This window comes from Rhodococcus sp. P4_F5, assembly GCF_056401315.1.
In genome coordinates this window covers 1-19,805 of record NZ_JBFUJP010000043.1, presented here as the reverse complement: position 1 = coordinate 19,805, position 19,805 = coordinate 1, and the positions used below count along the sequence as shown (strand labels likewise).

General features: G+C 69.3%; 23 protein-coding genes. 15 read left to right on the top strand and 8 right to left on the bottom strand.

Features of this window, described 5'->3' with window-relative positions:
• Positions 1–48: 48 nt before the first annotated feature.
• From AC1DU4_RS17185 to AC1DU4_RS17175, 3 genes are all read left to right on the top strand, one after another.
• The gene (locus tag AC1DU4_RS17185) at positions 49–186 is read left to right on the top strand and encodes a helix-turn-helix domain-containing protein (RefSeq protein ID WP_477841788.1); all 138 of its coding nucleotides are present in this window, start codon (positions 49–51) and stop codon (positions 184–186) included.
• Between the two features lie 271 nt (positions 187–457).
• Entirely contained in the window at positions 458–808 is a 351-nt protein-coding gene (locus AC1DU4_RS17180; RefSeq protein WP_477841786.1) for a hypothetical protein, read from the top strand.
• A gap of 40 nt (positions 809–848) precedes the next feature.
• Positions 849–2,258 carry a C13 family peptidase gene (locus AC1DU4_RS17175; protein WP_477841784.1) on the top strand — a complete coding sequence of 470 codons (1,410 nt, stop codon included), beginning with the start codon at positions 849–851 and terminating at the stop codon, positions 2,256–2,258.
• Positions 2,259–2,592: 334 nt separating this feature from the next.
• Here the strand turns inward: AC1DU4_RS17175 and AC1DU4_RS17170 are convergent, their stop codons facing one another.
• Entirely contained in the window at positions 2,593–3,519 is a 927-nt protein-coding gene (locus AC1DU4_RS17170; RefSeq protein WP_477841782.1) for an NADP-dependent oxidoreductase, read from the bottom strand.
• Between the two features lie 99 nt (positions 3,520–3,618).
• On the opposite strand from AC1DU4_RS17170, the gene AC1DU4_RS17165 reads away from it, so the two are divergent.
• The 4 genes from AC1DU4_RS17165 (at position 3,619) to AC1DU4_RS17150 (ending at position 7,171) form a co-directional block, all read left to right on the top strand.
• Positions 3,619–4,233, top strand: a complete 615-nt coding sequence (locus tag AC1DU4_RS17165) for a TetR/AcrR family transcriptional regulator (protein ID WP_477841780.1) — start codon at positions 3,619–3,621, stop codon at positions 4,231–4,233.
• A gap of 13 nt (positions 4,234–4,246) precedes the next feature.
• Entirely contained in the window at positions 4,247–4,912 is a 666-nt protein-coding gene (locus AC1DU4_RS17160) for a DedA family protein (protein WP_477841779.1), read from the top strand.
• 128 nt (positions 4,913–5,040) lie between these two features.
• Positions 5,041–6,435 (top strand): YhgE/Pip domain-containing protein, encoded by a 1,395-nt coding sequence (locus AC1DU4_RS17155; protein WP_477841777.1) that lies wholly within the window; start codon positions 5,041–5,043, stop codon positions 6,433–6,435.
• 7 nt (positions 6,436–6,442) lie between these two features.
• On the top strand, positions 6,443–7,171 hold the full coding sequence (locus AC1DU4_RS17150; RefSeq protein ID WP_477841775.1) for an SIMPL domain-containing protein: 729 nt from the start codon (positions 6,443–6,445) through the stop codon (positions 7,169–7,171).
• On the opposite strand, the gene AC1DU4_RS17145 is transcribed toward AC1DU4_RS17150, so the two are convergent.
• On the bottom strand, positions 7,168–8,115 hold the full coding sequence (locus tag AC1DU4_RS17145; protein WP_477841773.1) for a DUF5996 family protein: 948 nt from the start codon (positions 8,113–8,115) through the stop codon (positions 7,168–7,170). The genes AC1DU4_RS17150 and AC1DU4_RS17145 overlap by 4 nt on opposite strands.
• A 113-nt stretch (positions 8,116–8,228) precedes the next feature.
• Between AC1DU4_RS17145 and AC1DU4_RS17140 the strand changes: the two genes are divergently transcribed.
• The 6 genes from AC1DU4_RS17140 to AC1DU4_RS17115 all read left to right on the top strand — a co-directional run bounded on the left by AC1DU4_RS17140 (position 8,229) and on the right by AC1DU4_RS17115 (position 13,838).
• Positions 8,229–9,068, top strand: a complete 840-nt coding sequence (locus AC1DU4_RS17140) for a lysophospholipase (protein ID WP_477841771.1) — start codon at positions 8,229–8,231, stop codon at positions 9,066–9,068.
• Between the two features lie 60 nt (positions 9,069–9,128).
• Entirely contained in the window at positions 9,129–9,932 is an 804-nt protein-coding gene (locus tag AC1DU4_RS17135; RefSeq protein ID WP_477841769.1) for an SDR family NAD(P)-dependent oxidoreductase, read from the top strand.
• Between the two features lie 41 nt (positions 9,933–9,973).
• Positions 9,974–11,092: a DUF5938 domain-containing protein gene (locus AC1DU4_RS17130; RefSeq protein ID WP_477841767.1), complete on the top strand. Its 1,119-nt coding sequence runs from the start codon at positions 9,974–9,976 to the stop codon at positions 11,090–11,092.
• Positions 11,093–11,105: 13 nt separating this feature from the next.
• Complete coding sequence (locus AC1DU4_RS17125; protein WP_477841830.1) at positions 11,106–12,647, top strand: acyl-CoA synthetase; 1,542 nt, start codon at positions 11,106–11,108, stop codon at positions 12,645–12,647.
• Positions 12,648–12,744: 97 nt separating this feature from the next.
• Positions 12,745–12,870 (top strand): hypothetical protein, encoded by a 126-nt coding sequence (locus AC1DU4_RS17120; RefSeq protein WP_477841765.1) that lies wholly within the window; start codon positions 12,745–12,747, stop codon positions 12,868–12,870.
• Positions 12,871–12,914: 44 nt separating this feature from the next.
• Positions 12,915–13,838, top strand: coding sequence for an alpha/beta fold hydrolase (locus tag AC1DU4_RS17115; RefSeq protein ID WP_477841828.1), 924 nt, complete (start codon positions 12,915–12,917; stop codon positions 13,836–13,838).
• Between the two features lie 51 nt (positions 13,839–13,889).
• Here the strand turns inward: AC1DU4_RS17115 and AC1DU4_RS17110 are convergent, their stop codons facing one another.
• Together AC1DU4_RS17110 and AC1DU4_RS17105 are read right to left on the bottom strand one after the other, a co-directional pair.
• Positions 13,890–14,408 (bottom strand): 5' nucleotidase, NT5C type, encoded by a 519-nt coding sequence (locus tag AC1DU4_RS17110; protein ID WP_477841763.1) that lies wholly within the window; start codon positions 14,406–14,408, stop codon positions 13,890–13,892.
• A gap of 179 nt (positions 14,409–14,587) precedes the next feature.
• A complete protein-coding gene (locus AC1DU4_RS17105; RefSeq protein WP_072843379.1) occupies positions 14,588–15,025 on the bottom strand; it encodes a 6,7-dimethyl-8-ribityllumazine synthase in 438 nt (145 codons plus the stop codon).
• Between the two features lie 122 nt (positions 15,026–15,147).
• Here AC1DU4_RS17105 and AC1DU4_RS17100 point away from each other — a divergent pair, with 122 nt between their 5' ends.
• Positions 15,148–15,456 (top strand): rhodanese-like domain-containing protein, encoded by a 309-nt coding sequence (locus tag AC1DU4_RS17100; RefSeq protein ID WP_477841760.1) that lies wholly within the window; start codon positions 15,148–15,150, stop codon positions 15,454–15,456.
• 69 nt (positions 15,457–15,525) lie between these two features.
• Here the strand turns inward: AC1DU4_RS17100 and AC1DU4_RS17095 are convergent, their stop codons facing one another.
• The 4 genes from AC1DU4_RS17095 to AC1DU4_RS17080 form a co-directional block, all read right to left on the bottom strand.
• Complete coding sequence (locus tag AC1DU4_RS17095) at positions 15,526–15,891, bottom strand: hypothetical protein (protein ID WP_477841758.1); 366 nt, start codon at positions 15,889–15,891, stop codon at positions 15,526–15,528.
• Between the two features lie 118 nt (positions 15,892–16,009).
• Positions 16,010–16,381 carry a DUF5313 family protein gene (locus AC1DU4_RS17090; protein WP_477841756.1) on the bottom strand — a complete coding sequence of 124 codons (372 nt, stop codon included), beginning with the start codon at positions 16,379–16,381 and terminating at the stop codon, positions 16,010–16,012.
• Positions 16,378–16,851: a MarR family winged helix-turn-helix transcriptional regulator gene (locus AC1DU4_RS17085; RefSeq protein ID WP_477841754.1), complete on the bottom strand. Its 474-nt coding sequence runs from the start codon at positions 16,849–16,851 to the stop codon at positions 16,378–16,380. The genes AC1DU4_RS17090 and AC1DU4_RS17085 overlap by 4 nt, the downstream gene beginning before the upstream one ends.
• A 70-nt stretch (positions 16,852–16,921) precedes the next feature.
• On the bottom strand, positions 16,922–18,697 hold the full coding sequence (locus AC1DU4_RS17080) for a cytochrome c biogenesis protein DipZ (protein WP_477841752.1): 1,776 nt from the start codon (positions 18,695–18,697) through the stop codon (positions 16,922–16,924).
• Between the two features lie 181 nt (positions 18,698–18,878).
• Here AC1DU4_RS17080 and AC1DU4_RS17075 point away from each other — a divergent pair, with 181 nt between their 5' ends.
• Positions 18,879–19,565 carry a fasciclin domain-containing protein gene (locus AC1DU4_RS17075; RefSeq protein ID WP_477841750.1) on the top strand — a complete coding sequence of 229 codons (687 nt, stop codon included), beginning with the start codon at positions 18,879–18,881 and terminating at the stop codon, positions 19,563–19,565.
• Positions 19,566–19,805 lie beyond the last annotated feature (240 nt).

Genomic DNA, 19,805 nt, shown 5'->3' with positions numbered 1-19,805 from the left:
CAGGGCTGCGACTGAGTTTCGTGGGGCGAGAAGAGATCGCCTGGCCGCGTGGGGCCAGCCGGCGTCCGCCAGATCGCTCAAGACCTGCGACGCGATCCGGGCACGATCAGTCGAGAACTCGCTCGGTCCGCGGTGGGCCACTTGCCTTGTCCTGAATGCACCGATCAACTGAGGGCTCTGCTGTGAGTTTAGTTGTGCGGTTTCGAGTGGAGTGCGGGCCGAGGCGAGGAAGTTGCATCCGCGAGATACTCTTCGTCGTGGCCGAAACTGACCCTCAAGAAACCTCATTCTTCCACTACAGCAGGGAATTTCGTGTTTGCGATCCGAGCTTGGTCACTACCGAATCGGTGCATCTAAGGTAAGTCTGGTCGGACAAGAAGAAATGAGTAGCCGACTACTCTAGACCGCGAACCCCCTGCGGCCGACACTCGGAACGTCTGGACCCGAGGGGTGACACATGAGCACTCAAGAATACGAACCGGCAGTGGCGTGTGCGGCTGCAGAGTTGGCTTTTCCGTCAACGCCTCGGACCGTCGTCTATGCAGACCGTGTCCCACGGGGTCCGGGCGAGGTTGAGTTCGGAACCCAGACCATCCGCTTCGAGACAGAGGTGGTCGTGCTGTTCAGGGACGAGCAGCCGGGCGCCAACTGGATGCACGCGTGCTCGTACGCGGCGGTCGATCCCGTTACGTGGGCCGTAGTGCAGCGTTCGCCCGCTGACAGGCCGCCCGTGTTCGGGCTCCTGCCAGACAGTTGGATCGTCGCGAGCGACCCCGACAACCTGGCAGACCTCGTCGGTACCACGTAGCCGCCCGATATGGGGCCGCACTACCGGAAGGGAAGAACTAATGAGCAATGACGGACGTGCATCCATCCCAGACAACATTCTGGATCGCTGCCGCAATGTTGCTTTCGCTGCCATGACTCCAGCCACGGCAGCCACCACTCACCTGAGTATCAGCGCACGGCTGCTGACCAAGGGGCGCCAGCTGTCGCTTGTCGATCGAATCATCTCGGTTCCAGAAGATTCGGTGCTGGTTTTCGTCGACGAGATGCCGGGCGCGAACTTCGGTCACCCCTGCAGATACCGATTCCATTCGCCCGACGATGGCCGGCTGCTCCGTGAAGTGCCAGCGCAGTTCCCACCCGAGATCGCGGATCCCCGCTTGGTGGTTGAGCCGTTCCATGCTCCGCTGCGCCAAGCGGTGTTCACTCGCCCACTCCTCCATGTATCCGACTGGGCAAAGGTGCGGCCCTGGCCGTGGTTGCTCAACGATGACAACCGATACGCCCTTCTTTTCACGAGTCAGATCAGCAACCGTCGCCATGTCGAGGACCTCGAGCTGGCTTGGCGGGTGTTGCACCGCCAACTCGGATTCAGTGCACGAAACATCTACGTCCTCTGCTATGACGGCACGATTGGCGCGACCGACGCGACGTCCGTGGACATGGCGAAGTGGGTCGGCGACGACACGTCTTACCAGATGGCGGTGGATTCGTCCGCGACGAAGGCAAACCTGCAGACCACCATCGACACCATCGGCAAGCGGATGGACTCCGAGAGCTTGTTGTTTGTCCACACGAATAACCACGGCTCGCAGACCGGACTGTGCATCGACAACAGTTCCGTTCTCACGCCCACCGAATGGGGAACCATGCTCGCCGGCATGCCCGCGTTCGGGCAGCTGGTGGTAACTATGGAGCAATGCTACTCGGGGGCATTCATGCAACCCACGCTTGACAACAGCACGGCCGCACGGACCTCATTTGCGAGTGCCGTCCCGGCCGACAAGGTCAGTGCTGGTGACACTCATTTTGACCCGTGGGCGCGAACATGGTTCGAGTCCGTTAACGGTGGCACGGCTTACGGCGGAAGCCTGCCGACGAACCCGGATGCCGATCGAAACGGGCGAATCAGTGTTCGCGAGGCGTTCGACTACTCCGACGCACAGGACACCGCGAGCTATGACGATCCGCAGTACGCGGACTCACCACGTGGATGCGGCAAGTACATCCACCTCACCCGTAGGCCGACCCTCGCCGACATCATCAAAGAGATAACCAAGAAGATGGTCGCCATCGACAAGGTTATTCACAAGGGCCCGCTGCCTGATCCGGGACCGGACTGGGCCGCGGAGCTGCTGCCGTCTCTCTACCTCCTCAGCAACCTCGCCGCGCGATTGGATGCGAAGGCGACAGCTAGCGAGAAGGCCGCTGCGTCGACCGCGTCTGCTGCCGATAAGGAGCACGTGCACTGAGTGCCGCGGCGCGGCAGGGTGGCTCGCCGGAATCCTCGGACAGAGGCTCTGGTGAACAATCGGCCGCGTCGGACCATCCACATTGGGGGCGGACATGCCCTCGACGTTTCAGGCCTTGGCCGTCGCTCTCCTCGTGCGCTCCGGGCGCGCTGTACGAGGTCGTGCGCGAACAGCGGTCCGGGCTGTGGGGCCTCTGCGCGGCGCCGACCAGACCTTCCGCCTGCTGGCCTTCTCCGTCGCCTTTCAGGTGCTGATTTCGCCCACATCTTCCACACAAAGAAGGGGTACGACGTCGGCAAAGGGTGTGCGCCGGCGAGCCGGGTAGGGGAAGGGGTCAGGGCAGCAGGATGAACTTCCCGCGGGGGTGCGGCGCCGCCAGTTCGGTGTGCGCCCGCGCGGCGTCGGCGAGCGGGAAGGTCTTCGCGACCTGGACTACGAGCTTCCCCTGCCCGGCCAGGTCCACCAGGCCCGCGCGGGCCTCCCGCCGGATCCGGGCGCTCTCCGGGGTGCCGCCGCCGATCGCGGGGAACCCGTCCTGCTCCGCCCGGCCGAACGCGGCGATGGTGACGATCCGGCCACGGTCCGCGACCAGTTCCAACGAGGCGTCGACGGCCTCGTCGGTGCCGACGGTGTCGACGGCCGCGTCGAATCCGTCCGGTGCGGCCGCGCGCAGCCGGTCCGCCAGGCCGTCGCCGTACTCGACCGGGACGGCGCCGAGCTCGCGCAGGTAGGAGTGGTTCGACGCCCGGGCGGTGCCGATCACGGTGGCACCCCGCGCGACGGCGAGTTGCACCGCCAGCGACCCCACGCCGCCGGACGCGCCGTGGATCAGGACGGTGTCACCGGCTGTCACGGCGGTGGTGGTCAACGCGTCGACGGCGGTGCCGCCGGTGGTCAGAAGGCCGGCGGCCTGCTCCCAGGACAGTGCGGCGGGTTTGGCGAGGACGTCCGTGGCGGCGACATTGCGCCGCTCGGTGTAGCCGCCAGTGCCGGTGTAGGCAATCACCTCGTCGCCGATGCGGAACGGGCCGTCGTCGCCGACCGCGACCACCACGCCGGACACCTCGATGCCCGGACGCACCGGAAGGCTGCGGGGATCGGTGCCGAAGGCGCCGTTGTACATCTTGTAGTCGGCGGGGTTGACGCCCGCCGCGCGCACCTCGACCTGGACCTGGCCGGGGCCGGGCGGCGGTACCTGCTCGTCGATCACGGTGAGGACCTCGGGTCCTCCGAACTCGGGGGCAACGACGGTATGGGTCATGACCCGGGAACGGTCTGGCGGGGGTGATCTATTCCACAGGCGCCGGCTGAACCCGGCCCAAACTTGTACCGAGTCCAACATTGGGCCTACGCTGGAATCGTGACCCAGCCAGCCGGGCTCCGCGCGGCGAAGAAGCTCGAGACGTGGCGCGCACTGCGCGCCGCGGCGGTCGAACTCGTCTGCGCCCGCGGGTACGACGCGGTGTGCGTCGAGGAGATCGCGGCCGCCGCGAACGTCTCGAAGAGCACCCTGTTCAACTACTTCGACTCCAAGGAGTCGTTGCTGCTCGACCCCGACCCCGAGGATCAGGCGTACTGGCGGTGCCGGGCGGCCGCGAGGCCCGCCGACGAGCCCCTGTGGGACTCGTTGCGGGAGATCATCGTCGGCTGTGTCGGCCGCGACGAGCCGAAACTGTTGCTGCGCAAGAACATCATCGTGGCATCCCCGCCCACACTCGAGTCGGTGTGGTCGGCCAGCGAGCCGTTCCGGACCTTCGTCCGGGAGTGGGCCGGGTGCCGGACCGCGGGCACCGACCTCGACGCCTTCCACCTCGCGTTGGTGCTGAACTCGGCCTTCGCCGTCGTGCACACCGCGTATCGGGCGTGGCAGCCAGGCGAGGGGGTGGTCCGGTTCGAGCAGTTGCTGCGCGACGGATTCGACCTGGCCGGCGCGGGATTCGCCAGGCCGGGCCCACCCCTCGCGGACGCGGACTGACGCGGAGCGCACCATGGGCGAACTGCTGGAGCGACTACAGACCCTCGACGTGATCGTCGGGTATGCCGTCGTAGCCGCGTTCGTCTTCACCGAGGATGCGCTGCTGCTGGGGTTCCTCGTCCCCGGCGAGACCGCCGCGATCATGGGCGGCGTGATCGCCAGCCAGACCGACGCGAACCTGTGGCTGATGATCGCCCTGGTGATCGTCGCCGCGATCCTCGGCGACACCGTCGGATTCGGACTCGGCCGGCGGCTGGGTCCGCGGGTGTTGCGGGTCCCGTTCCTCGGCGCCCGCCTCGACGGTGCGCAGGCGTTGCTCACGCGGCACGGCGGCCCGGCGGTGTTCCTGGGTCGCTTCGTGGCGTACGTGCGGACGGTGATGCCCCCGCTCGCCGGGCTCAGCGAGATGCCGTACCGGCGCTTCCTGGCCTTCAACTCGGTCGCGGCCGTGGTGTTCGGCACCGGGAACGTGCTCCTCGGCTACTTCGCGGGGAACTCGTACGAGAGGGTCGAACACGCGCTCGGCGGCGGTACCACCGTGCTGCTGGCGGTCGCGGCCGTGGTCGCCGCCAGCTGGTGGCTGCGTCGCCGGTTCCGCGCCCGGGCGACCCGCCTGCCGTCGCTGCCCGTGGTCGGGGCACCGTCGGCGGACGACTCTCCGCACCCGGCCGGCGCCTGACCGATCGCCCCGTACCGCACGGTGGCCTCGCGGAAGACGGGTGGCGGGTGCACGCCGGATCGAGGACCTCAGAGAATCCTCAGACACACGCAAGGGACACGCCACAATCCGCCCGTAGCGTCGCAGCTATGGTTGCCACACATGCGAATCCGCCCCGAAACAGACGGCGGTGGACCGCCCTCCTGCTGACCGCGGCCCTGCTGGGCGGCGGTGTGGGCGCCTACTTCTGGACCCGGTCGGACACCCCGTCGCGGCTGGTCGCCATCGTGAACGAGGACGCCGGGGCCAGCGCCGCCGGCAAGCCGGTGCGGGCCGGCGACCAGGTGGTCGCGGCGCTGCAGGAGGCCGACGACTTCGACTGGGAGGTGGTGGACGCCGACACTGCCGGGGACCGGAAGTACCTGGCGTCGGTGACCGTCCCGGCGGACTTCTCCGAGGCCGTGACCAGCCAGGGTGGCACCGATCCCCGGCAGGCCGAGCTCGCCGTGCACCGCAACCGGCCCGGTACCGCGGCCGACGACGCGGCCATCACCGCCCTGATGACCACCGTCTCGGAGCAGACCGGCGCCCGCGGCATCAAGGACCTGCTCGCCGGTGTCGCGTCGGCGCGCGGGCAGCTGCAGCAGACCCTGCTGCCGGCCCAACTGCTCACCGCCGCAACTGGTGCGGCGGACAAGCAGGCGCAGGAGCTGCTGGCCGGGGTGGACTCGGTGCTGCCGTACCTGGCGACCGCGAACGACGGGGCGAACCAGTTGGTGGACGTGGCGGGCCAGGTCGCCGGGATGGTCGACGGGGCGAGTGGCCCCGCCGGGGAGCTGTCCGACCGGCTGACCGCGCTCGGGCTGAGCATCGGCGACGTCACCCGCGGGACGGCACGGCTGCAGGACGGCCTCGGCGAGGCGGTCGCTGTGCTGCGCGCCCCCGGTGCCGAGGCCGTCCTGCGGGCGTCGGGCGTCGAGGTGGGCAGGGCCGTCGGCGCGCTGGAACAGACCTCCGCCGACCTCGGGGCGCTGTCCGCCCAGTTGAACTCCGTCACCGCGCTGCTCGGCGAGGGGGTCGGGCCGGACACCGACCTCGGCGACGCGGTGCGCAGCGGCTTCGGCCAGTTGGTGGCGGTGTCCGCGCAGCTCACCAGCGCCGGTCTCCAGTTGCAGGACGGCATCGGGCCGATCGCCGCGCAGGCTCCCGAGATGCTGGGCAGCACCAAGGACCAGATCCTGGCCGGTGTCGGCCAGCTCAAGAGCGTGTCCGCGCAGCTCGGCGACCAGCTGACCAAGGGTGTCGACGCCATCCCGGTGCGTAATGCCGCTCAGCAGCAACAGATCTCGTCCGTGCTCAGCTCCCCGGTGGCGGTGGTGCAGTCCGGAGCCGAGCCCGGTGCGGCGGTGTTCACCGCGGAGAACCTCGCGATCGTGTTCGCGGCGACCACGCTGCTGCTCGCCGCGGCGCTCGCGTGGACGGTGCGGCGGGGAACGGGCGTTCCGGCAATTTCGGGCGCACGAGCGGACGTCGATGGGTCATAGTGGGGTTGTGCCGACGACACGACGATCGACCGCCGCCCTTGCCCTGACCGCCGCCGCCGTGGCACTGCTGGCCGCCGGGTGTACCAGCGGCAGCGACGGCGGGTCCGGCGACTCCGCGCCGCCCGGGATCAGCACCCAGGGCACCGGGAAGGTGACCGGCACCCCCGACACCGTCACCGTGGTCCTCGGTGTCCAGACCCAGGGCGCCGAGGCCAATGTCGCCCTCGCCGAGAACGCCCAGCGCGCCACCGACCTGATCGACACGCTGAAGGGCAAGGGCGTGGAGGCGAAGGACATCCAGACCTCCAACCTGTCCGTGCAGCCGGTCTTCGCGCCCGGCGGCTCGGCGATCACCGGGTACCAGGTGACCAACCAGGTGACGGCGACCGTGCGTGACGTGAGCAAGGCGGGCGGGCTGATCGACGCGGCGGCAGGCGCCTCGGGCGACGCGATCCGGGTGCAGCAGACCTCCTTCTCGATCGCCGACGACAGCGAGCTGCGCGCGCAGGCCCGCGCCCGGGCGGTGCAGCAGGCCGAGGACCAGGCCGGGCAGATCGCCGAGGCGGCCGGGGTGCGTCTCGGCGACGTCCGGTCGATCACCGAGGTGCCCGCGGGCACACCGGGCCCGTACCCGCAGGCCGGGGCGGCCTTCGACCGGGTGCCGTCGACGCCGGTCGAGCCGGGCAGCCAGGAGCTGACGGTGTCGGTCTCGGTGGTCTACGACATCGACGACTAGGACACGCCCTGGCGTCGCGCGGCCCATCGGTCGGGGTCGCACTCGAGTGCGGAGCGGTCCCAGCCGCCGAGCTCGGCGSCCGCCCGGTAGGTGCCCTGCAGAAAGTCGAGCAGCACGGCGTCGGGATCGCTCGCGGTGCGGACCGCCTCGTAGGGGAGCAGGAACTGCCGGAACTCGTTGCTGTAGAAGGCGTCCGGCGCTCCGATCGGGAAGGCGTCGAACCCCTTCGGCTCGGGATAGGCGTACGCGTAGAACGCGCCCTCCTCGCCGCCACCCGGCCAGAACCCGCAGCTGCTCAACTCGTGTGAGTAGCCCTCGACCATGACCCAGTCGCCGCAGTTGGGCGCGCCGCCCGGGTGGGTGGGCGCGGTCCGGCCTGAGAACCGGGTGCACGCGAGATCCATGGCGCCCCAGAAGAAGTGGACGGGAGAGACCTTGCCGATGAAGTGGGACCTGAACTCGTGCAGGACGCGGTCGGCCTGCACGAGTTGCCGCCAGAACAGATTTGCGGCCGTCGCGTCGTAGGCGCAGTGGGTGCGGTCCTCGGCGAAGGGGATCGCGGGGTCGACCTCGTTCGGGGTGGCCTGGGTGGTCACCTCGATCCCGAGGCGGTCGAGGGCGCGCCCGACCTTGGCGTGGAACTCGGCCACCGACTGCGGCTCGAGCGCGACCTCCTCCGCGCCGCCGTCGCTGGTGACGATGCGCAGCCGGTGCCCCCGGAAGTCGAACTCGATGTCGAAGACCCGGGTCCCGTAGGGGATGGTCGAGGTGGTCAGGCCGCGCGGGGTCACGTACAGCGTGACCTGCCACCAGTGATTGACGAGCGGCGCCAGCGACAGCCGGATCTTGCCGACGATCTGCATCCACATGTGCAGCGTCTCGCGGGTCTCGGTCCAGTCCGCGACCCGCAGCGCGGGCCAGGCGGGGGCAGTCGGTTCGGACATGGCGCCTCCTCAGGCGGGAATCGCGACGTCTTCACGAGTCTGCCACGACAGCGACGCGACGCGGCCCGGCGTTGTCGACCTGTGCGGCCGGTTCTTCGGCCTATGCTCGGGCCGTGGCGCACACAGAGTCCTCCTTCACTGGCAACTACGGCACCCGGATCGTCTACGACGTGTGGACCCCGGAGGGTCCGCCGCGTGCGGCGCTGGTGCTTGCACACGGCTTCGGCGAGCATGCCCGCCGCTACGACCACGTCATCGCGCGGCTCGTCGACGACCTGGGCCTGGTCGTGTACGCACTCGACCATCGCGGGCACGGGCGCTCCGGCGGCAAGCGGGTGGAGCTCAAGGCCTGGTCGGACTTCACCGACGATCTGGAGCGGCTGTTCGGAATCGTCGCCGAGGAACGTCCGGGCCTGGACCGCTACCTGCTCGGCCACAGCATGGGCGGCGCGATCGCGCTGTCCTACGCGCTCGAGCACCAGGACCAGCTGACCGGCCTCATCCTGTCCGGTCCGGCGGTGGACGTGACCAGCGGGACGCCCGCGGTGGTGGTCGCGCTGGGCAAGATCGTCGGGCGGATCGCCCCGTCGTTGCCGGTGCAGGCGCTCGACCCGAACCTGGTCTCCCGGGACGCCGACGTGGTGGCCCGCTACAACGCCGACCCGCTGGTGCACCACGGCAAGGTTCCGGCCGGCATCGCGCGCGGCCTGGTGGTCAACGCCGAGTCGCTGCCCGCACGGCTGCCGGGTCTCCGGATTCCGTTGCTGCTGCTGCACGGCGGCGAGGACGGGCTGGTGAACGTGAACGGGAGCCGGATGATCGCCGCGACGGCGGGGTCGCAGGACCTGACCTACCACGAGTACGCGGGGCTGTTCCACGAGGTGTTCAACGAGCCCGAGCAGCAGAAGGTGCTCGACGACGTGGCCTCCTGGCTGGAGCCGCGGCTCGGCTGAGCCGGGCGAGCGCCCTGCGTCCCGCGGTATGATCCACACCACATCGGTGGAGGCAGTCGCATGAGTGTCTTTGATCTGAACGGCCGTACGGCCCTGGTCACCGGCGGTGCCCGGGGGTTGGGCGCCGGGATGGCGGAGGCGCTCGCGCGGGCAGGCGCTGCGGTGATGATCGGCGACGTCCTCGCCGAGGCCGGACGGGAGACCGCGGACGCCATCGGCCGCTCCGGGGCGCGTACCGGTTTCGTCGCGCTCGACGTGACCCGAGAGGACTCCTGGCAGGCGGCGGTGGCCGCGACCGTGGCGGAGCTGGGCGGCCTGGACGTCCTGGTCAACAACGCCGGCGTCGAGATCTCCTCGCTGGTGGTCGACCTGGACCCCGACGACATCCGGCGCATGTGCGAGGTGAACATCGTCGGCGTCGCGCTTGGCATGAAGCACGGCCTGCGCGCCATGCGTCCCGGCGGCGCGGCCGGGGCCGGCGGCGTCATCGTCAACGTGTCGTCGGTGGCGGCGACCATCCCGTTCCCCGGTATCGCCGCGTACTCGGCGACCAAGTCGGCGGTCGACCGGTTGACCCGGGTCGCGGCGCAGGAGTCCGGCAAGCTCGGCTACGGCGTGCGGGTGAACTGCGTCTTTCCCGGGCTGGTCGCCACCGAGATGGGGCTGGGGCTCGCCGCGGACATGGCGAGGCTCGGGCTGTGGCCGTCCGCGGAAGCCGCGGTCGGGGACGTGATCGGACTGACCCCGCTCGGACGGCTCGGCGAGGTGGCGGACATGGCCGACGCGGTGGTGTTCCTGGCGTCGGACGCGGCCCGATTCGTGACGGGCGTCGGGCTCCCGGTGGACGGTGGCATGGGCATGTAGCGCGTCGGCCCTCGCCCCGAGGGCAGGAAGGCAGCACCGACATGAGTACCAAACCTGTTGTGGTCTACGGTGTCTCCGGCTACACCGGCAGGCTGGTGTGCGAGTACCTCCGCGAGTTCAAGGTCCCGTTCGTCGCCGCCGGACGCGACCGCGACCGCGTACAGTCCGTGGTCGACGCGGTGCCGGGCATCGAGACAGTCGACCACGAGGTGGTGGAGGTCGAGCACTCGGTCGAGGCATTGACCGAGTTGTTCACCGGCGCACGGGTTGTCAGCAACATGGTCGGCCCGTTCATCAAATTCGGGTCGACGGTGGTGGAGGCCGCCCTGGCCGCGGGATGTCACTACACGGACACCACCGGCGAGCAGGACTGGGTGCTGGCCGCCCAGGCGGAGTTCGGCGCCGGCTACGCGGACAAGGGCCTGCTGCTCTCGCCCGGGGTCGCGCAGATGTACACCACCGGGGAGATCGCGGCGAACATCTGCCTGGAGAACCCGGGCCTGGACACGCTCGACATCCTGGTGCTGTGGAAGGGATTTCCCACCTACGCGTCGATGCAGACCATCTTCACGATCCTCAAGGCCGACTGGTACTACCTCGAGCAGAACCAGTACGTGCAGTGGGCGACCGGCAGTGCCTTCGAGGTGGTGGTCCCAGGCCAGCACCAGACCGGTCTCGCCCTGCCTTGGGGCGGAACCTCGCACCCGGTGTGGTTCAAGGACGACCCGCGGGTGGCGAACTGCCGGGCCGTCGGCGGGGTCTTCGACCGGACCGTGATGGAGGGCGTCGTGCAGACCCAGAAGGTGGTCGAGGAACAGATCAAGACGCTGCCGCTGGACCAGCAGGAGGCCGCGCTCGCCAAGATCGCCGGGTCCGTGCAGGCCGGCATGCCGCCGCGGGAGAACCCGCGGGTGAACTCCTCGCTGGACTCGGTGTACGCGTCCGGACCGCTGGGCCGGGCGCACTGCGTGATCCACGGGAACTGCAACTACAAGCAGACGGGCCTGCTGCAGGCCTACTCCGCGTATCGTCTGCTGCAGCAGCCTCCGCGGCGCGTCGGGCTGGCGTCGGCTTGCCAGGCCTTCGGTCACCGAGAGCTCCTCGGGGTGTTGAGGAGTTTCGGCCTCGTCATGGAACCCGTTGTCACCGTGCAGGGTTGACGAACCGATGGTCATGCGGTTGAGCGACTACCTCGACAAGGGGGCGAGCCTCGGCGACTCTGCCCCCTGTCTCACGATGGGAGCGGAGTCGATGTCGTATCGGGAGGTGCGGGAGCTCAGTGGCCGGATCGCCGCGGCCCTGACCCGGTCCGTCGGGCCCGGAGCGAAGGTGGCGATCCTGTCGGCGAACGACCCCATCGCGTTCACCTGCGGGTTCGGAATCGCGCGGGCCGGCGGGGTGTGGTGTCCGGTCAACCCCCGCAACGAGGCGCCCGAGAACCGGGACCTGCTGGAGCTTTTCGACTGCGAGTGCCTGATCTACCAGTCCGCGTTCGAGCCGCTCGTCGAGCGGATCCGCGACGACCTGCCGAAGCTGACCACGCTGGTGTGCCTGGACCGGGACGGAGCGGACGTGCCGTCGCTCGGACGGTGGCTGGGGCCCGCGGACCCGCCACCGGTGGGGCTCGACACCCCCGTCTCGGTTCCCGCGGACGACGTCGTGATGCTCGTCGGCACCGGCGGTACCACCGGGAAGCCCAAGGGCGTCATGCTCACCACCCGGAACATCGAGACGATGACCGCGCTGATGCTGATGGGGTATCCGTTCGAAGGCCGGCCCGTGTACCTGGCCCTGGCGCCGCTGACCCACGCGGCCGGGGTCCTCAGCCTGCCCATCCTGGCGCTCGGCGGCGAGGTGGTGATCATGCCGAGGCCGGACCTCGGCGAGTTCCTCGCCCTCGTCGCGCGGCACCGGGTCACGCACACCTTCCTGCCGCCCACGCTGATCTACATGCTGCTCGAACAGCCGGACCTGTCGTCGACGGATCTTTCGTCGCTGCAATGCTTCTGGTACGGCGCAGCGCCGATCTCACCCGCTCGGCTCGAGGAGGCCATCGGCAAGTTGGGGCCGGTGATGGCGCAACTCTTCGGGCAGAGCGAGGCGCCGATGATGATCTCGACGATGCCGCCCGAGGACCACTTCCTCGCGGACGGGTCGATCGCCCGGAATCGGCTGTCGTCCGCCGGGCGTCCCTCGCCGTTGGTGACCGTCGCGATCATGGACGCGGCGGGCCGGCTGCTGCCGGTCGGCGAGCGCGGCGAGGTGGTGGTCCGCAGTTCGCTGGTGATGGCTGGCTACTACAAGAACCCGGCGGCCACCGCGGAGGCCTCGATGCACGGCTGGCACCACACCGGCGACATCGGATACCTGGACGAGGACAACTACCTGTACATCGTCGACCGCGCCAAGGACATGATCATCACCGGCGGGTTCAACGTCTACTCGGTGGAGGTCGAGCAGGCGCTGATGGAGCACCCCGACGTCCAGGACTGCGGGGTGGTGGGACTTCCCGACGACAAGTGGGGCGAGCGGGTGGTGGCGGTGGTGCAGCCGCAGGCCGGGCGCGCGGTGTCGTCGGCGGAGCTGATCGCCTTCGTCAGGGAACGCATCGGCGGCGTGAAAACGCCTAAGCAGGTGGAGGTCTGGTCGGACCTGCCCCGTTCCAAGGTCGGCAAGGTGCTCAAGAACGAGATCAGGTCCCGGTTGCTGAGCTAGCCGCAGGGTGGGCGAAGTGCGTCGTTCGGCCGCGCATCCTCAGGGAGATTGGGTACCGTCGCGAGACCCCGACCGCCCTCTTCCGAACAGGTTTCCCTTGACCGGCGACATGATCCACCGACGCCTCGGCACCCTCGGTGCCGGGGTGCTGCTGCCCCTGTCCTTTCGAGCCGCGCTCGCCCGCTCGGTCGAGCACGCCGTCCCGGTCCGGAGCGGCACGTGAAGGCCGAAGTGGCGCACCGGATCCTGCCGGTGAACGGGATCGAGATGCACGTCGCCGAGCGTGGCGAGGGCAGGCCGGTGGTGCTCTGCCACGGATTCCCGGGGCTGTGGTTCAGCTGGCGTCACCAGCTCGACGCGTTGGCGGCGGCGGGGTACAGGGTGATCGCCCCGGACATGCGCGGCTACGGGCGCACCTCGGCACCGTCGGACGTCGCGGCCTACGACCGGGCGCACACCGTCGCGGACATGGTCGGCCTGCTCGACGCGCTGGGTCTCGAGCAGGCGGTGTTCGCGGGGCACGACTTCGGGGCCCACCTGGTGTGGGACCTGCCCGCGTGGGCGCCCGGCCGGGTGTCAGCGCTGATGCAGCTCAGCGTCCCGCGCACCCCGCGACTGCCCGTGCAGCCGAGCGTCGGATTCCGGTACCTGGCGTCCCAGCACTTTGCGCACGTGCACTACTTCCAGGAGCGCGGTGTCGCGGACCGGGAGCTGGGCGAGAACACCCGGGAGTTCCTGGCCAAGCTCTTCCACGCACTCAGCGGCGCGAACCGGTACCTCGACTGCTGGGAGTTCCCGTCGGAGGGCAACGGCTACCTGGACGTGCTGCCGCAGCCACCCGCGCTGCCGTGGAACTGGCTGGACGAAGACGAGTTCGGCTACTACGTGGCGGAATTCGAGCGCACCGGGTTCACCGGTGGACTCAACTGGTACCGCGCCGAGGATGCGGTGTGGGCGCAGAACGAGGCGCTGCACGAGCGTCCGGTGGAGGTGCCGGTCACCTTCATCGCGGGGGAGAAGGATCCGGTGCTCGAGATGATGGGCCGGGACCCGTTCGCCGCCATGCGGCAGCTGGTGCCCGGGCTGGTGTCCACCCACGTGATCCCCGGCGCCGGGCACTTCGTGCAGATGGAGAAGCCGGCCGAGGTGAACGCTGCGATGATCGGGTTCCTGGACGGCCTGCCCGCCTGAGCTCGGCTCACCCGGTAGCCGCTCGACTGATCGCTGTCGCGGCGGCGGAAGTCAGTTCCGGTCGAGGAGGTGTTTCGTGACGGCCGCCCAGTCGGGGAGGTGGGTGCCGTGGCAGCCGACTCCGGGCGCGGTGCAGCCCACATCCTCGTCGAAGCCGAAGTGAATCCAATTGCCCTCGAACTCGGACGCGCCGTTGTTCGGCCGGTCGTCGACGAGGAAGTCGCCGTGGTTGAGGTTCTTGTGGTGGCTGAGGATCAGCCGCTTGTAGGCGACGGAGTCCTTGCCGAAACCGAAGTGCCGCTGCACCCAGAGGACCTTGTCGTGCCAGGCGGAGGCGTTTGCCCAGGGCGCGGTGGACAGGATGTAGGCGTCGAAGTGCTCGGCCAGCTCGGTGTAGGCCTCGATCGCGCCGGGCAGCGGGTCCATGGTGGCGAAGATGCCGGGAATTTCGTCGAGGTCGCCGTCGTGCCTGGCCCGCAGTTCGGGGTGGGCCCGGTTGATGCCGGACGGGAAGTCGACCAGCGTGTTGTCCAGGTCGACGTACAGGACCTGCTTCTTGGTGTCGGGCACAAATGCTCCCTCACGCGTCGGGTGGAGGTCCGGAGAGTTCCGGGATCGAGCGGAAACCGTTCCGGCCGCTCGATTCGGAGTATGTCACCGACCGCCKACACCTGTGCCCGAGTTCCCCAATGTCACATTGGGAGCCCTGGGGGTACCTGATGTGACATTGGGGAACGTTCGGGGGGCGACTACTTGATCGTGGCGAGCGAGGCCAGGGTGCCGGAGCAGGCGTCGGCCACCTCGGCACCCTTCTTGTCGAAGTGTGCGGTGAAGAAGTCGGCGTGGTCGGCGTGCTCGTGGAAGTGGTGCGGGGTGAGGACGGCCGAGAACACCGGCACGTCGGTGTCGAGCTGCACCCGCATCAGGCCGTCGATGACGGCGGACGCGACGAACTCGTGCCGGTAGATTCCGCCGTCGACGACCAGGCCGGCGGCGACGATCGCGTCGAAGCGGCCGGTGCGGGCGAGCCGCAGCGCGTGCAGCGGGATCTCGAAGGCGCCGGGGGTCTCGAAGAACTCGATCTCGGCGGGATCGTGCCCGAGCTCGCGCCAGTGGGCCACGAAGGCGTCCCGTGCGCGGTCGACGATGGACCGGTGCCAGGTGGACTGAACGAAGGCGATGCTCATGGTCTTGATGCTAGGACCGTGGCTGGGCAACAGCGAACCGGGCACCGACTCTGTGCCACCGAGCGGGACGCCGTCTATACCCCCTTGGGTATGATCGGAACAACCGACGAGAAGAGGAACCCATGCAGCAGGTGGATCTGGCCGCGCTCGAGCAGGCGCTGGCCGACGGTGCCCCGGTGATCGACGTCCGCGAGGCGGACGAGTACGCGCAGGCCCACGTGCCGGGTGTGACCCTGATCCCGCTCAGCGAGTTCGCCGCTCGTTGCGGTGAGATCCCTTCGGCACCCTCCGTTTTCGTGATCTGCGCGATGGGCGGACGCAGTGCGCAGGCGGCGTCGTTCCTCGGTGCCGCGGGCATCAACGCCGTCAACGTCGCGGGCGGAACCGACGCCTGGATCGCCTCGGGTCGACCGGTCGAGACGGGCGCCTGAGCCCCCCGCCCACGTGCGGAGCGCCCGACGCCGGTCGGCCCGTCGACTGCCGGGCCCGACCGGTGGGTGTCAGGAGAAGGTCGCGGTCACGTTGTGCCTGCCCGGGTTCATCCAGGCGGTCACGACGCCCCTCTTCTTCTGCGGGTCGTTTCCGCCGCAGCCGACGACGAGCCTGAACCGGCCGGCGTCATTGGCCGTGTACCGGTAGGTCTTCAGCCAGGTGGACCCGGATGCGTCGCTGATCTTCGCCCAACCGGATTCTCCGTTCTCGCTCTGCACCCACGCGGCCGTCGGGGCCGAGTTCTGCGGGCCCTTCTTGCAGGTCAGCGTCCCGAATACGGTCTGGGGCGTCAACGCCTGAGCGGGGGGTGCCGCGAGGATGGCGGGCACGGCGACCAGGGCGGCGGCAGCGGCCGCGGCCTTCAGTAGGCGCATGTGGATCCTTTCGACAGTGTGAGACTTTCGAAATCACCAGATGCAGCAGTCTATGAAGTTTTGGGCGCGGACACCCCGCTTTCGCGCGACCGGCCCTTCGCGGAGCGGACCGCGGGTGTCAGCGCCAGGTGTCGCTGTAGGAGTTCTCCTTGGCGGCCTGGGCGGCCTTGCGCTTCGGGTTGTCGAGTTCCATGGGCAGGCCGTTCTTCTGCAGTCGTCGCGCCCGGTTCTGGTGGATGTAGACCACCGAGTAGAACAACGCGAGCAGCACGCCGAGCAGCACCATCGAGCCGCGCAGCCACAGCGGCCCCGGGAACAGCATGAAGATCACGAACAGCGGCACGAACGGCACCATCGCGCGGACCAGGTGCCGGACCACGTAGTGGTCGCCGGTGATGTCGTTGAGCACCCAGTCGTTCATCGACTCGGGCAGCTTCGCGCCGCACGCGTACGCGATCCACTGCACGGGGTTGGGGCGGGTCTTGCTCATGAGTTCAGTGCTCCTGCCTGGAGTGCTGCGCGGTTGATGTTGGTGAGGACGCGGTGCAGTTCCTCGAGTTCGGGCAGCCCGACGCCGAGGCGGGCGACGACAGCTCCGGGGATGCGCTCGGCCTGGGTGCGCAGTGCGCGGCCGGCGTCGGTGAGGTCGACGACCAGCTGACGTTCGTCGTCGGCGCTGCGGGTGCGGGTGATCAGGCCCGACGCCTCCAGTCGCTTGAGCAGCGGGGACAGCGTCGGGGAGTCGAGCTGCAGGGCCGTGCCGATGGCCTTCACCGACATCGGAGCCTCGCCCCAGAGGGCCAGCATCACGAGGTACTGCGGGTGCGTCAGGCCCATCGGTTCGAGCAGGGGGCGGTACACCGAGAGCACCGCGCGGTTCGCGACCGCGAGCGCGAAGCAGACCTGGCGGTCCAGGGCGAGCATGTCGCCGTCCGGGGGCGTGGCTTCGGCGAGGGTCATGTTGTGAATCGTACACGAATAGATCGCGCACTAACTAAATTGGGCCGAAGGAGCTTGCGGCGCTCGTGGGTCAGCCGTAGGTGAACGAGTACGCCTGGAGTCCCGGGGTGAGGGCCACGTCGAGCCGGCCGCGGCTGACGGTGTCGTCGTCGACGAGCGGGTACAGCGTCGGTGGTCCGCTGACCGGGATCGTCTTCGGCCTGCCGTCCCGGGTGACGGTCACGGTGCCGGTACCGCCGACCACCAGGTAGACGTCGCGGCCGTGGTAGTCGAGCGCGATGCTCGCGTCGTCGCTCTCGGCGGTGGCGCCCTGGAAGTCCAGGGTCCATCGGCCGCGGTACGCGAAGCTGTCGTCGGGTAGGGCGGCCGGGTAGTCGAACGTGGCGCTGCCCTCGGAGTAGCCTCCCGCGCCGCCGTAGTTCACCATTTTGCCTACCCCCAAATAGGTTTCGGGCGTGGTGCTGGACTGGGGGGTCATGTCCGCGCCGGCGGTGGCGCCGGGCAGCGTCGCGTCCGGGTTGGCATCCTCGAGCAGCTGACGGATCAGCTTCTCGGTGACGTCGTAGTCGCCCTCGCCGAACTTGATGTGCCGCACGGTGCCCGACGCGTCGATCAGGTACTCCGCGGGCCAGTACCGGTTGCGGTAGTTGGTCCAGGTGGAGTAGCTGTTGTCCAGTGCCACCGGGTAGGTGATGCCGAGTCCGGCGGCACCGTCGACGACGTTGGACTCGACGCGTTCGAAGGCGTATTCGGGCGTGTGGATGCCGATCACCTCGAGCCCGGCTGTGCGGTAGGCGTCGTACCAGTCGGCGACGTGCGGGACGGACCGCTGGCAGTTGATGCACGAGTACGCCCAGAAGTCGATCAGGACGACCTTGCCGCGCAACGACTTCAGGTCCACCGGCGCGCCGCCCGGCGTGTTCAGCCACCCGTCGATCCCGGTGACGTCCGGCGCCGTGCCGCAGCTCTCGAGCTCGGTGGCACCGTCCGTGCAGTTCGCCAGGTCGCGGTTCTGGTCGTTGACGATGCCGCCCAGGTCGAGCTTGCCCCGGACCTGGCTGCTGGCGGCGAAACTGTCCTGCAGGGAGCTGGTGTAGTCGGGCACCGCACGCTGCAGCACCGCGGGCAGGTTGAAGACCAGCGCGACGGCGAGGCCGATCATCAGGAGACCGCCGGTGATGCGGATGCCGCGCTCGTGCCGACGGAACGCGGTGACCCGCTCGGCAATCCGGCGTCCGGCGAGCGAGAAGACCAGCAGCGGCAGGGCCGCGCCGACCGCGAAGGACAGGGTGAGCACGATCGTGGGCAGTCCGATGTCGCCGGTGGCGCCCGCGACCACGATGGCCGCGAGGACCGGGCCGGCGCACGGCACGTACAGCACCCCGAGGGCCAGTCCGAGACCGAACCCGCTCCGTCCGGCGCCGACCTGACGCTGCGGGATCCGGGAGAACGGCCGCTCGAGAAGCCGCTCGACCGACGGGAAGATCAGGCCCAGGCCGATCAGGGTCAGGACGACCAGGCCGACCCAGCGCACCGCGTCCTGCGGCAGGTGCAGGAGCGAGAGCAGCAGGGAACCCGCGAGCGTGAAGACGCTGAAACTCAGGACCAGACCGGCGATCACGCGGTACGGGCGCAGCCGGTCGCCGAGGGTGGGCTCGGCCCGGACCTCGGTCGCGACCGAGCCGGGTGGGGCGTCGGGCGCGGCGCGCGGGGCGTCGGGCGCGGCGCGGGAGGGCCGGGCGTTCTGCACGCCGGAGAAGAAGATCACCGGGAGGACGGGGAGGATGCACGGGGAGATGCCGGTGATCAGCCCGCCGAGAAATCCGATCAGCGCGAGTGTTTGCATGCCCGGTATTCGGAGCCGACCGCGTCCCGGCTGGGTTCCGTGTCGACTTCCGTGTCCCGGACAGGCTCTCTTCGAACAGTTCTCGAATCCGCCCCATCCGCCCCGGCGACCACACCGAATACCCCTCGACAGAACAGATGTCGGGCGGTTGTCCCGGTTGCGATCGAAGGAGTGAAGGTCCATGAAGAACATCCAGCACAAGGCATGTGTCGTGGTGAGTCTCGCGGCGGTCGGCGTTCTCGGCCTGTCCGCCTGCTCGGGCAACGACTCGGGTTCGTCCGACTCGAGCCCGAGCGCGATGGCACAGAACGAGACGAGCGGGTCGGCGATGACCCCGGAGGCGATGTCCTCTGGGGCCCAGACGAACCCGGCGGCGGACCTGGTGGGCCCGGGCTGCCAGGACTACGCCGCGCAGGTGCCGACCGGCGCCGGCTCGGTGACCGGGATGGCACAGGACCCGGTCGCGGTGGCGGCGTCGAACAACCCGCTGCTGACGACGCTGGTCTCCGCGGTCTCCGGGCAGCTCAACCCGGACGTGAACCTGGTCGACACGCTCAACGGCGGGGAGTTCACGGTGTTCGCACCGGTCGACGCGGCGTTTGCGAAGGTCGAGCCGGCCACCATCGACTCGCTGAAGACCGACTCGGCGACGCTGACGAAGGTGCTCACCTATCACGTGGTCCCGGGGCAGATCAGCCCCGCGAACATCGACGGCCAGCAGCCGACGGTGGAGGGCGGCTCGGTCACGGTCACCGGGTCCGGCGACAACCTGAAGGTCAACGATGCGGCGGTGATCTGCGGTGGCGTGCACACGGCCAACGCGACGGTCTACCTGATCGACTCGGTGCTCATGCCGCCCGCCCAGTAGGCGACGCGCGATGGGACCGGCCGGTCAGGGGCCGGCCCATCCGCCGTCCGAGCCGCTCCGAATCACCTGCGTGAGTGGGAGGTGTCGATGAGGATTGTGGACGGCCGACACTGCGGCGCCAGGTGCGTCGACGGGTATGTGAGCGACAATGGTGCGATGCACCCCGACGGGTCCGACGACTCGCACGCGGAGGCCGACGGTGACGGCGCCTGCCCCGTGACCCCGGCAGGCGTCACCGGT